This is a genomic window from Streptomyces sp. NPDC005808 (assembly GCF_042871385.1).
Taxonomy (GTDB): domain Bacteria; phylum Actinomycetota; class Actinomycetes; order Streptomycetales; family Streptomycetaceae; genus Streptomyces.
The window spans coordinates 21,198-32,376 of the sequence record NZ_JBIAIK010000003.1; the positions used below are offsets into that span (position 1 = coordinate 21,198).

The 11,179-nt window shown below is 68.5% G+C and carries 10 protein-coding genes; 7 read left to right on the forward strand and 3 right to left on the reverse strand.

Annotated features, from left to right (window positions below; all coding sequences use genetic code 11):
- Window positions 1-417: 417 nt before the first annotated feature.
- Complete coding sequence (locus ACFYPC_RS07105; protein ID WP_388672121.1) at window positions 418-1,005, forward strand: biotin transporter BioY; 588 nt, start codon at window positions 418-420, stop codon at window positions 1,003-1,005.
- A gap of 77 nt (window positions 1,006-1,082) precedes the next feature.
- On the opposite strand, the gene ACFYPC_RS07110 is transcribed toward ACFYPC_RS07105, so the two are convergent.
- Window positions 1,083-1,799: a hypothetical protein gene (locus ACFYPC_RS07110; RefSeq protein WP_388673370.1), complete on the reverse strand. Its 717-nt coding sequence runs from the start codon at window positions 1,797-1,799 to the stop codon at window positions 1,083-1,085.
- A gap of 241 nt (window positions 1,800-2,040) precedes the next feature.
- On the opposite strand from ACFYPC_RS07110, the gene ACFYPC_RS07115 reads away from it, so the two are divergent.
- Window positions 2,041-4,242 (forward strand): serine/threonine-protein kinase, encoded by a 2,202-nt coding sequence (locus ACFYPC_RS07115; RefSeq protein WP_388672124.1) that lies wholly within the window; start codon window positions 2,041-2,043, stop codon window positions 4,240-4,242.
- 76 nt (window positions 4,243-4,318) lie between these two features.
- On the opposite strand, the gene ACFYPC_RS07120 is transcribed toward ACFYPC_RS07115, so the two are convergent.
- Window positions 4,319-5,809 (reverse strand): amino acid permease, encoded by a 1,491-nt coding sequence (locus tag ACFYPC_RS07120; protein ID WP_388672127.1) that lies wholly within the window; start codon window positions 5,807-5,809, stop codon window positions 4,319-4,321.
- A gap of 219 nt (window positions 5,810-6,028) precedes the next feature.
- Here ACFYPC_RS07120 and ACFYPC_RS07125 point away from each other — a divergent pair, with 219 nt between their 5' ends.
- Complete coding sequence (locus ACFYPC_RS07125; protein ID WP_388672130.1) at window positions 6,029-6,514, forward strand: ribose-5-phosphate isomerase; 486 nt, start codon at window positions 6,029-6,031, stop codon at window positions 6,512-6,514.
- A gap of 261 nt (window positions 6,515-6,775) precedes the next feature.
- Window positions 6,776-7,585, forward strand: coding sequence for an Fpg/Nei family DNA glycosylase (locus ACFYPC_RS07130; protein WP_388672133.1), 810 nt, complete (start codon window positions 6,776-6,778; stop codon window positions 7,583-7,585).
- 3 nt (window positions 7,586-7,588) lie between these two features.
- Here the strand turns inward: ACFYPC_RS07130 and ACFYPC_RS07135 are convergent, their stop codons facing one another.
- Window positions 7,589-8,818, reverse strand: a complete 1,230-nt coding sequence (locus ACFYPC_RS07135) for a GNAT family N-acetyltransferase (RefSeq protein WP_388672136.1) — start codon at window positions 8,816-8,818, stop codon at window positions 7,589-7,591.
- 252 nt (window positions 8,819-9,070) lie between these two features.
- On the opposite strand from ACFYPC_RS07135, the gene ACFYPC_RS07140 reads away from it, so the two are divergent.
- The 3 genes from ACFYPC_RS07140 (at window position 9,071) to ACFYPC_RS07150 (ending at window position 11,175) form a co-directional block, all read left to right on the forward strand.
- Window positions 9,071-10,249 carry a PP2C family protein-serine/threonine phosphatase gene (locus tag ACFYPC_RS07140; protein ID WP_388672139.1) on the forward strand — a complete coding sequence of 393 codons (1,179 nt, stop codon included), beginning with the start codon at window positions 9,071-9,073 and terminating at the stop codon, window positions 10,247-10,249.
- A gap of 174 nt (window positions 10,250-10,423) precedes the next feature.
- Complete coding sequence (locus tag ACFYPC_RS07145; protein WP_388672142.1) at window positions 10,424-10,756, forward strand: hypothetical protein; 333 nt, start codon at window positions 10,424-10,426, stop codon at window positions 10,754-10,756.
- A 104-nt stretch (window positions 10,757-10,860) separates the two neighbouring features.
- Window positions 10,861-11,175, forward strand: coding sequence for a pore-forming ESAT-6 family protein (locus ACFYPC_RS07150; protein WP_388672145.1), 315 nt, complete (start codon window positions 10,861-10,863; stop codon window positions 11,173-11,175).
- Window positions 11,176-11,179 lie beyond the last annotated feature (4 nt).

Here is an 11,179-nt window from a genome sequence, read left to right on the forward strand (position 1 = left end):
CTTATTGCAATCTATGTGCAACTACACGCTAGCAACAAAAAGGCCCCCGCGTGACGCTTGCGGGGGCCTTTCGAGGGAGGGGGGACGGGAGGGCGTTGCCCCTGCCGTTCGCCTGACCATCCGGGCCGCCCCATGAGAAGCCGTGCAGTGATGAGGCTGCGTCGTCCGCCACCGCCCGTCCCGGCAGTGGCCTTGGTTTGGTGAGACCCTACAGCTCCCGTTCACCCCGCTTTCGTGAGGGAAACGGCTCCACCTCAGTGACCAGCATCACGCCCTCGCCGGTGTACCGCCCACCCTTTGTGAGAAGCCGACCAACCCCCCGCTCCCCCCTTTGTCGACCGCTGACGGTGATCGCCCACGCACCTCTGGGATAGCGTCGCCGTGTCCCGAATCTGCCGTCACCCCGCCGGAGTCCTCATGAGCGCCGCTGCCGCCACCACCCGCCCGGGCATACGCCCCGGCGAGGTCCTCGCCGACCTGCTGCCCGCCTCCCGCGTCAAGGACACCGCCCTGGTCCTCGGCGGAGCCGCCCTCACCGGCCTCGCCGCCCAGATCGCCCTTCCCGTGCCGGGGTCCCCGGTCCCGGTGACGGGCCAGACCTTCGCGGCACTCCTCGTAGGCACCGCCCTCGGCACCAGCCGGGGTCTCTTCTCCCTCGCCACATACGCGCTGCTCGGCCTGGCCGGCGTCCCGTGGTTCGCCGAGGGCGGCTCCGGCGCCACCGTGTCCTTCGGCTACATCCTCGGCATGCTGCTCGCCGCCACCGTCGTGGGCGCACTCGCCCGACGCGGCGCCGACCGCTCGGTCCTGCGCATGGCGGGCACGATGCTGCTGGGCGAGGCGATCATCTACGCGATCGGCGTTCCGTACCTGGCCGCCGTCGCCGACCTGTCGCTCGGCACGGCCGTCGCGGCGGGCCTCACCCCGTTCCTGCTCGGCGACGCCCTGAAGGCGGCGTTGGCGATGGGCGTGCTGCCCACGGTCTGGAAGTTCGTCAACCGCTGACAGTCGGCCGGTGAAGCAGGGCGAAGGGGCTGGGAGCCGCACGAGGCTCCCAGCCCCTTCCCCTTTCACCTCTCGATTCAGCGCTGCTGCGGCCGCCGGTGAACCCACCACAGGCCGGCCGCCCCCGCCGAGACCAGCGCGGCGCCCGCCGCACCGAGCGGCAGGACGTCGCTTCCGCCGCCGGTCCTGGGCAGTTCGTCGCCGCCGGGTGCCACCGGCGTGTTGTCGGTGCCGAGCAGCAGCGGGGTGGCGGGGGCGTTCGGCGACGGGTTCGTCGTACCGAACGGCACCGGACCCTGCTGCCAGAACGTCTTCGCCCCGTCGCTCGTCTGCACCGGCAGACAGATCTTTCCGGTCTTGCTCAGATCGAAGTCGGCGTCGACGTCGTACGACTTCGACTTACCTGCCGCGAGATTGCCGACGGCGCAACTGAAACCACTGTTCGATCCCTCGGGAAGATCGCCTTCCGCCAGCGCGGAACAGCCCTTCACGCCATTGACCGTCAGGCCGTCGAAACCGACGACCAAAAGCCTGATGTCGCCGCTTTCCTTGGTCCCTTCGTTCTTCACGGTGGCGGTAATCTCCGTCTTCTGTGAACTGTTGTCCACGGAAATGCTCTCCGGCAGCTGCGTGGTCAGCTTTACACCCGCCGGTGCCTCGTCAACCGCCTTTCCCCCCTTACTGCTCCCCGGTCCCTGGTCTTCCGCCACGGCAGTGCCGGAAAGGATCATCACGGCCGAGAAAGATGCCGTGAGCAGCGATCCAGCGATGATCGTCGTCCGACGAGAACTCATGTTCGTCCCCCTTGGCTGCGCCTGAATTCGCAGTACTTGAAGAGGTACCACAAGATTTCTCCGCACTATGCTGGTACGGCATGAAGTGTGACCATTGTGTTTCTCATTGGTTCTGGTGTGACGGGCGATTGTGACGCGTGTCGAGGGGGTGCGGGGATTGTCGGGGAATGTGCAGGGCGGTGTTCCGGGGTTATTGGTGACGGGCCGTTATCGGCTGGTCGAGAGTATTGGGCAGGGAGGAATGGGGCGGGTGTGGCGAGCCGCCGACGACATGCTCGACCGGCAGGTCGCCGTCAAGGAAATGCGGATAGACGGACTCGACCCGGAGGACACGCGCACCCGCCGGGAACGCACCTTGCGTGAGGCCAGGGCCACGGCCCGGATCGACCATCCCAATGTCGTACGCATTTACGACGTCGTGGACGAGGGCGAGCGGCTCTGGATCGTCATGGAACTGGTCGCCGGCCGCTCGCTGGAGCAGATCGTGGTGGAGGACGGACCGCTCGGCACGCGCGAGGCGGCCCGCATCGGGCTCGAACTGGTCGTGGCGCTGCGCCAGGTGCACGCCGGGGGAGTGCTGCACCGCGACATCAAACCGGGCAACGTCCTGGTCGAGCGGAGCGGTCGCCGCGTCGTCCTGACCGACTTCGGCATCGCCGCGATCCAGGACGCGAAGGCACTGACCATGGCCGGGATGCTGGTGGGTTCCCCCGACTACATGGCGCCCGAACGCATCTCGGGCCGCCCGCAGGGCCCGCCGTCCGATGTGTGGTCCCTGGGCGCGACCCTCTGTGCGGCACTCGGCGGCCGATCACCCTTCTCCCGCGCCACCACCCTGGCCACCCTGCACGCCGTCCTGTACGAGGAACCCGAACTCCCCGCCTCCGCGGGCGGGTTGCGGGACATTTTGGCGGAGCTTCTGGAGAAGGAGCCGTCGACCCGACCCGGCCTGGAGGAACTTCAGGAGGAACTCGGGCGGTTGCTCTTCGCGGGGCCGGAGGCGGCAGGAGAGGCTGCCGCCACGAAGGAAGTCGGAGAAGTCGGAGAAGTCGGAGAAGTGGGAGAGGCGGAAGAGGCGGAAGAGGCAGGAGAGACGGGGCAAAGAGAACAAGCAGGACAGGCAGGGCAAGTGGACGATGCGGGGGAGGCCGGAGGAGCCGCTCCCGGTCCGGACGCGGCGAGTTCAGAGCTCGGCTCCCGCCCCGGCCCCGCCCCCGAGCCCCCGCGCAAAGCGCCGGAGACCCCGCCGCCCGTTCCGCCGATGCAGGCCGAGGCGCCCACACCCGTATTCCTGGACGCGGAGTTGATGAGCGAGGTAGGGCAGCCGGCGCCCGCGTACGAGCCCGAGCCCACGCGTGAGCCCGAACCTCGGTCCGAGCCCGAGTCCCAGACGGATCCCAATGCCGACCCCCACCTCCACCTCCACCCCCACCCCCACCCCGACGCCGACCCCGAACCCATTCAGGACGCGATACCGGCGCACCACGCCCCGACCCGGAAGAGCTCGCTCGACTTCAAGAAGCCCCGGCCGAAGCAGCCGCCGCCCGCAGTCGACGAAGCGGTGCCTGAGCCCCCCGACACAGGGGCGCCCCGCAGCGCCTCCAGCGCCGTCAACGCCTCCACCGAAGTCCCCTCCGAACTACGCGCGGAGGTCGGCTCCACAACCCCCTCCCCCTCGCCCGCCCCCCTCCCGTCCCCCTCCCCCTCCTCCCCCTTCCCCTCTCCTTCGGCGGAAGCGGTGACGGAGGCGCGGATCCTGTCGGCGTCCGTCCCAACGTCGATGCCCCCCGGCGAACTCCGCGGCCCGGCCGTGCCCTCGGGCCCGCACCCGAGCCGGCGCCGACTGGGCCTTGTCACCGCGAGCGCCGTGGTCGTGGCGGGAGTGGCTCTCTGGCTGGTCATCGCGGCGGCCGGCGGACCGCCCGACGACAACAAGGCGAGCCCGTCGACGTCATCGGCGTCGACCGGCTCGGTGGACAGTGCCTCGCCCACCGTCGAGGGCACCTCACGTCCGCCCAGCCTGCCCCCGGGCGCGCGCCGCGAGGCCGGCGGGTACGCGTGGGTGACGCCCGAGGGCTGGCGGCGGGACCTGAAGACGGGCTCCGAGGTGCACTACACCTCACCCGACGGCAAGCAGGAGCTCGTGGCCAAGTCCTCCCTGGCCAAGGGCGACCTCATGGACACATGGGAGACCTCGGAGCAGAACGCTCGCCAGGGGCAGGGCTATCAGAAGATCCGCCTGGAGGAGACGAGCTTCCGGGGCAGGCCCGCGGTCGTCTGGGAGTACCGCTTCACGCTCCAAGGGACGCCCTGGCACGCCCAGTTGCTGGGCTTCGACGCCGACGGGAAGTCGTACCAGGTCAACACCTGGTACCAGCCGGACATCGAGGACCAGGCGCTGGAGGTCTACGAACAGGTCAGGAAGGACTTCACCGTGCTCTAGACAGCAGGGAGGGGGCCGGCAGCGTGGACGAGCACCGCGGGCCCCCTCCCAACCGTCCTCGGGAGAGCCGGCCGGCTCAGCCGACCTTCACCTGGGCGTCGTCATGAGGTTCGTCGGCGGCAGGGTGCACGGCCGGCGTGCCGGCTCCCCTCTTCTGCCGGATCACGGCGATCACGAGCACCACCGCCGCGACGAGCAGGGACAGCAGTACCGTCTCCCGGCCGTCGTGCTCTGTGTCGGTCAGCATGTAGCCGAGCACGAAGACGATCAGTGCGGCCGTCGCCCAGGTCAGATACGGGTACAGCCACATCTTCACGACCAGCTTCTCGGGCGCCTCACGCTGGATGATCTTCCGCATCCGCAGCTGCGAGAAGCAGATGACGAGCCAGACGAACAGGGCGACCGCACCGGACGCGTTGACCAGGAAGAGGAAGACCGTCTTCGGGTACGCGTAGTTGAAGAAGACGGCCACAAAGCCGAAGACGACGGACGCCAGGATCGCGGCCATCGGCACACCGCGCGCATTGGTCCTCGCGAAGGCCTTCGGCGCGTCCTTGCGCTGTCCGAGCGAGAACGCCATCCGGGAGGCCGTGTAGAGCCCGGAGTTGAGGCAGGACAGTACGGAGGTCAGCACGATGAAGTTCATGATCTGACCGGCGTGCGCGATACCCAGGGAGTCGAGGGCGGCGACGTACGAGCCCTGCTCCTTGATCGACGGGTCGTTCCACGGCAGCAGGGCCACGACCACGAAGATCGACCCGAGGTAGAAGACGCCGACGCGCCAGATGATGCTGTTGGTGGACTTGGTGACGGCACGCTGCGGGTCCTCGGACTCACCGGCGGCGAGGGTCGCGATCTCACTGCCCATGAAGGAGAAGACGACCAGCAGCACACCGGTGAGGATCGCGCCGGGCCCGTTGGGCAGGAAACCGCCGTGCCCGGTGAGATTCCCGAGCCCGGCGTTCTCGGCGTCGACACCCGGCAGCACGCCGAAGATCGCGAGCCCGCCGATCACGATGAACGCGCCGATCGCCACGACCTTGATCCCGGCGAACCAGAACTCGAACTCGCCGTAGGAGCCCACGGACACGAGGTTGGTCGCGGTGAGGACGACCATCACGATGAGCGCCCACCCCCACTGCGGAACGGCGGGAATCCATCCTTCGAGGATCTTGGCTCCGGCGGTGGCCTCGACGGCGAGCACGACCACCCAGAAGAACCAGTACAGCCAGCCGATCGAGAAGCCGGCCCAGCGCCCGAGCGCGCGGTCGGCGTGCGCGGAGAAGGAACCGGATGTCGGATTCGCGGCGGACATCTCACCGAGCATCCGCATGACAAGGACGACGAGCGTCCCCACCAAGGCGTACGAGAGGAGGATGCCGGGCCCGGCGGTGGCGATACCGGAGCTGGAGCCCACGAAGAGCCCGGCCCCGATGACACCGCCGATGGCGATCATCGACAGATGACGGTTCTTGAGTCCGGCCTGGAGGCCGCCACCGGGTTCTCCGGGTTCTCCGGGACCTCCGGGGCCCTTTGCGGCCTTCGTGGGGGTCGGCTGCGAGGTCATATGAGGGGGATTCCTTTTCGCCGGATGAGCAGATCGCCCGTACGAGCGGTGCGAGTGGGGCGTACGAGCCGGTCCAGTGAATCCGAGGCAAAGGAATTCGTGAACCTTTGAATCCGGATCGTTACTTGAGGTTTCCTTGAGGTTCTATGGTGTTGCTCACAGTTTTCGCTGAATGCACCCGGCGAGGCCGATCCGAAACAGCCGTGTCACACTCGAACCATGCGCGTGTATCTCGGCTCCGATCATGCTGGTCTCGAACTGAAGACCCACCTCGTCGAGTGGCTCAAGGCCGCCGGGCACGAGCCCGTCGACTGCGGGCCCCTCATCTACGACGCCCAGGACGACTACCCGCCCTTCTGCCTCCGCGCCGCGGCGCGGACGGCGGCGGACCCCGGCTCTTTCGGCATCGTGATCGGCGGCTCCGGCAACGGCGAGCAGATCGCCGCGAACAAGGTCGCCGGCGTGCGTGCCGCCCTCGCCTGGAGCGAGGAGACCGCCACCCTGGGGCGCCAGCACAACAACGCGAACGTCGTGGCCGTGGGCGCCCGCATGCACTCCCAGGAAGAAGCGACGAAGTTCGTCGAGACCTTCCTCACCACCCCGTTCTCCGGCGACGAACGCCACATCCGCCGAATCAACATGCTCACGTCGTACGAGACGACAGGCGACCTCCCCCCGATCCCGGCCCATCACCCGCAGGCCTGATCTATCGGCCCCGGGAAGATCTTTCAACCGGTCCGGCGTTTGAGGACGAGGCAGTGCCACCCCGATCCCCCACCCACCCGTGGGGGCGGTATTTTCAGCCCGTCCGGCGTTTGAGGACGAGCGCGATCAGCGCGAAGCGGGGGTCCGGGGGCGGCAGCCCCCAGGAGCAAGGGACGGGTAGGGGGGGAGGGGCGAACTGCATCCCTTGGCGGCTCCGCCGCCGGCCCACGCCCCGCCGGAGCACACACGCAGGAGGCCCCCGTGCCCGAAGGGCACACGATCCACCGCCTGGCCGAGGACTACGAGGCCAGGTTCGCCGGCAAAATCACCCGAGTCACCAGCCCGCAGGGCAAGTTCGCAGACGCCGCAGCCCTCCTCGACGGCACCGCATTCGAGAACGCCGACGCCCACGGCAAACACCTCTTCCTGCACTTCAGGGCCGAGGACTGGATCCACATCCACCTCGGCCTCTTCGGCAAGGTCACCTTCGGCGGCGCCCCCGCACCCCCGCCCACGGACACCGTCCGGCTCCGCCTCGCCAACCCCACGGCGTACGTAGATCTCCGCGGCCCCACCACCTGCGCCCTGATCACGGACGACGAGAAGCAGGCGATACACGACCGCCTCGGCCCGGACCCACTCCGTCCCGACGCCGACCCGTCAACGGCGTACCACCGAATCGCCCGCAGCCGTACGACGATCGCCGCCCTCCTCATGGACCAGAAGATCATCGCGGGCGTGGGCAACGTCTACCGCGCCGAAGTCCTCTTCCGGCACGGCATCGACCCGTACCGGACGGGCAAGGACATCACTCCCGCCGAGTGGGACGCGATCTGGGCCGACCTCGTGGACCTCATGCGGGAGGGCGTCCGCAACAACCGCATCGACACGGTCCGCCCGGAACACACCCCCGAGGCCATGGCCCGCCCGCCCCGCGTGGACGATCACGGCGGCGAGGTGTACGTGTACCGCAGGGCCCATCTGCCCTGCCACGTCTGCGGCGGCGAGATCCGCACCGCCGATCTCGCCGCCCGCAACCTCTTCTGGTGCCCGAGCTGCCAGCAGGGGTAGCCGTCAGAACCCGTGCGGCAGCCAGGGCGCGACAGCTGAGGAGAACCCCAGCGAAGCCTCGACCAGTGCCCCCTGCCGCAATTCGCGCACCCGTCCCGCCGCCCCGAGCGAGGCCAGGGACGTCCCACCCAGATACGCCGCCCCCAACTCCCGTACGGACAAGGCGAGATCGGCCGGGTCCTCGGTGCGCACACAGGACGCACCCTTCGGGTCACCCGAGAGCCGCCAACGCCCCTCGTTCCAGGGGCAGAACGCGTCCTCGACCTCCAACACCACGTCCACCGGGGTCTGGTAGGTCCGTGCTTCCAGGGCGGCGCCGACATCGACGAGCCGCACGTGCAGCGTGTCCTTCAGCCGCAGGTTGCAGCGCCGGATGTCGGACACCAGATGCTGCCAGTCCTCGTCGACGGGCCGCCCACGGGTACGGAGCGTGGACGTCAGGTCGAGGTCGAAGAGAAACCGCCACAGCGCCGCCCGCGCCGCGAGATCGAGACCCTCCAGGTCCTCCATCAGCACCACACCTTCGTGCCCGGAATGACCGTACTCGGACTTCACGCGGAACCGGACATAGCCGACGACCTCGTCGCCCCGCTCGGCGACCACGCACTGCAAAGGCGACGCGCCACGCCGGTGGTCCTCCGAGTCGAGCACCTGGAGGCGCTCCCAGCCGGGCTGCCGCGCCAGCATGCCCGGCCGCCCCGGAACCAGCCGCGCGTACACCGCCTCGCACGCGTCGAGCACGTCGGCCGGAGCCGCGTACCGCAGACGTACGTCGTCGGTGCCGGGCGGAACGGACAGTCGTACGCGGCTGGTGTCGATCTCGGCGTTGAGCTGATCGGTCGCGATGCCGTACCCGAACCGGCCATAGATCGCCGGCTCCGATGCGGTCAGCACCGCGAGCGGTTCGCCCCAGCCGCGGATGTCGTCCAGCTGGCGCCGCATCATGGACCGCAGCAGCCCGCGCCGCCGGTGAGTGGCCGCGACGCTCACCATCGTGATGCCCGCGGCCGGTACGGAGGCGCCGCCCGGCACCGTGATGCGGAAGGTGAACGCGCCCGCCGTGCCCACCACCTGGTCACCGTCCCAGACGCCGATGGAACGGTCGTACTCTGTGAGCGCCTTTTCCAGTGCGCGCTCGTCGGACGGCTCCGGCGCTCCGCCGAAGGCGCGGACCAGGTTGTCGTACCACGCGTCCCACTCGGTCTGCCGCAGTACCCGCACGTCAGTCGTCATAGGCCATGCCTACCAGGGCGACGCGGCACGAGCGAGGGAATTACCACCCACCGTGGGAGGCCTTGTGCGGGGCCCTGGGTGACGTCTTCGTGAGGTCTTCCGCGAGGTCTGCTGTGAGGTCCTCCGTGACGTCCACCTGGATGTTCACCGGGCGTCTTCTGTGTATTTCTCTGTGAAGTTGAGCGCTCGGACGGGGGACAAGTGGGACCTCCCGTGCCAAGCGCCTGGTCCGATGGATAAGGTCCCGAACTAATGGCAGCAGGACGAGAGCGGCGCTCTGAAGCCGATACGTTCACGGCCCGGTTGAAGAAGCAGGTACACCGGGCCCGCACCGGCCTGCGCAGATCCGCTGTGGACTACTTCCGGGGCGACGGCTCCGACTGGATCGCGCTCGCCGGTCTGCTGCTGACGATTCCGGTGATCGCGGCCACCACGCTGGTCAACTCGGTGTGGTGCTCACCGGCTGCCCTGGTCCTCCCCATCGTGGCAGGCGGCCTGGTGCTGCGCCCCGCCAGCCTGCTGGGCCTGTACGCCGCGGCCGCCACCGCCCTGATAGTGGAGTCCGTCCAGCTCGGCCCGTACACGGAGGGCCCGTCCAGGGTCACGCCGGGTGTGGTCCTGGTCGTCGCGGCCTGCGGCTTCTTCGGTCTGCTGATCGCACAGTTCCGCAGCCGGGTCGGCGTGCCGTGGCGACGCGGCGGAACCATGCTCTTCGACCTGCGCGAACGGATCCGGGTGCAGAGCAAACTGCCGCAGCTGCCGCTTGGCTGGCACCGGGAGATGGCGCTGCGGCCGGCCGGCGGGCAGTCGTTCTCGGGCGACTTCGTGGTGGCGGCCCGCACGAACGGCGGCCGGACCATGGAGGTCGTCCTGACCGACGTCTCGGGCAAGGGCATGGACGCGGGTTCGCGAGCACTGCTCCTGTCCGGAGCCTTCGGCGGCCTGCTCGGCTCCCTCCCCCCGCACGCCTTCCTCCCCGCCGCGAACGGCTACCTCCTCCGCCAGGACTGGGACGAGGGCTTCGCCACGTCGATCCACCTCGTCCTCGACCTGGACTCGGGCGACTACGAACTCTTCTCCGCAGGACATCCGCCCGGCCTCCAGCTCAGCGCGGGCAACGGCCGCTGGGAGGAGAAGGCCGCGGAAGGCCCGCTCCTCGGGGTGTACGACGGTGCCCAGTTCGACCCCGTCAAGGGTTCCCTGCGCCCCGGCGACGTCCTGATGCTCTTCACCGACGGCCTCGTCGAAACCTCCGAGCGCGACATCGTCGAAGGCATCGACCGCCTCACCGGCGAAGCCGACCGCTACGTCGCCGGCGGCTTCCACGGAGCCGCCTGGCACCTCATCGAAGCGGTCGCCAAGGACGTGAACGACGACAGGGCGCTACTCCTGATCTGTCGCGAGGGCGGGTCGGCGGCGCCCGCTCACTGACCGGGGATGTCCGCTTTTGCAGCGCAGGGCGGTGGTTTGTTCTCCCGATGTCGCGTGAGGGCTTGGTTGCCTATGTCTCAAGTCTGTGAGGTCCGATTGCACAGGCAATCCTGATGTTGGTAGAGATGGGCACTGGTGTGACGCACGACCAGCTATCGCGAACGGGGAGGCACGATGAAGTTCGACATGGGGTCGCAGGTTCTGTCGTCGTTGATGAGCAACTCTCGTGGGTCGAGTGATGACCTGGGAACGTTGATTCGTCAGTTGGTGCAGGCGGCGCAGCCGTTGGAGGGGAAGTTCAACGGCGCGGGCCGGGTGGCGTTCGATTCGTTCAAGGCGCGCTCCGACGAGATCGCGGCGAATCTGAACGGGGCGTTGTCGGCGATCCTGGGTGGTCAGTCCGGGATGGAGACGGCGTTCAGTTCGGGTGATCAGGAGCAGGGGGAGAACGCCCGGTCGCAGGAGTCGGCGGCGAACTTCGACGGGGCAAGGTTCTCGGGGCGTTGAGTTGTTGGCCCACTGAGCCGCTGGACTGCTGGACTGCTGGACTGTTGGGTCGTTTGGGTCGTTGGGTCGTTGAGGGTTTCTAGTACTACGGGGAGTGGTGTGTGATGGCTGGTGCGGGTTCGGATCGTCGGACGTATGACACGGGCGCGTCAGGGGATGCGCAGGGCAACATCCAGGCGGTGATTGCCCAGTTGGAGCAGGTGATCGCTGCGCGGGACGGTCAGGTGAAGGCGGCGATGTCGGACTTCACGGCGGACGGTGTGGCGGACGAGTACCACGGCAAGGAGTTGCGGTGGAATCGTGCGTCGACTGAGGTCAAGAGCATCATCACGCTGCTGAAGACGACGCTGGAGCAGAACGACGGGACCGCGCAGTCCACGATCGCGAAGGCCAAATCGGCGGTCGACAACATCGGCTGAGCCG

Excerpts from the sequence above, each read along its gene's own strand:
- ACFYPC_RS07145 (WP_388672142.1), top strand. The coding sequence starts at position 10,424 with ATGAAGTTCGACATGGGGTCGCAGGTTCTGTCGTCGTTGATGAGCAAC.
- ACFYPC_RS07115 (WP_388672124.1), top strand. The coding sequence starts at position 2,041 with ATGGGGCGGGTGTGGCGAGCCGCCGACGACATGCTCGACCGGCAGGTC.
- ACFYPC_RS07150 (WP_388672145.1), top strand. The coding sequence starts at position 10,861 with ATGGCTGGTGCGGGTTCGGATCGTCGGACGTATGACACGGGCGCGTCA.
- ACFYPC_RS07110 (WP_388673370.1), bottom strand. The coding sequence starts at position 1,799 with ATGAGTTCTCGTCGGACGACGATCATCGCTGGATCGCTGCTCACGGCA.
- ACFYPC_RS07120 (WP_388672127.1), bottom strand. The coding sequence starts at position 5,809 with ATGACCTCGCAGCCGACCCCCACGAAGGCCGCAAAGGGCCCCGGAGGT.
- ACFYPC_RS07140 (WP_388672139.1), top strand. The coding sequence starts at position 9,071 with ATGGCAGCAGGACGAGAGCGGCGCTCTGAAGCCGATACGTTCACGGCC.
- ACFYPC_RS07135 (WP_388672136.1), bottom strand. The coding sequence starts at position 8,818 with ATGACGACTGACGTGCGGGTACTGCGGCAGACCGAGTGGGACGCGTGG.
- ACFYPC_RS07125 (WP_388672130.1), top strand. The coding sequence starts at position 6,029 with ATGCGCGTGTATCTCGGCTCCGATCATGCTGGTCTCGAACTGAAGACC.
- ACFYPC_RS07105 (WP_388672121.1), top strand. The coding sequence starts at position 418 with ATGAGCGCCGCTGCCGCCACCACCCGCCCGGGCATACGCCCCGGCGAG.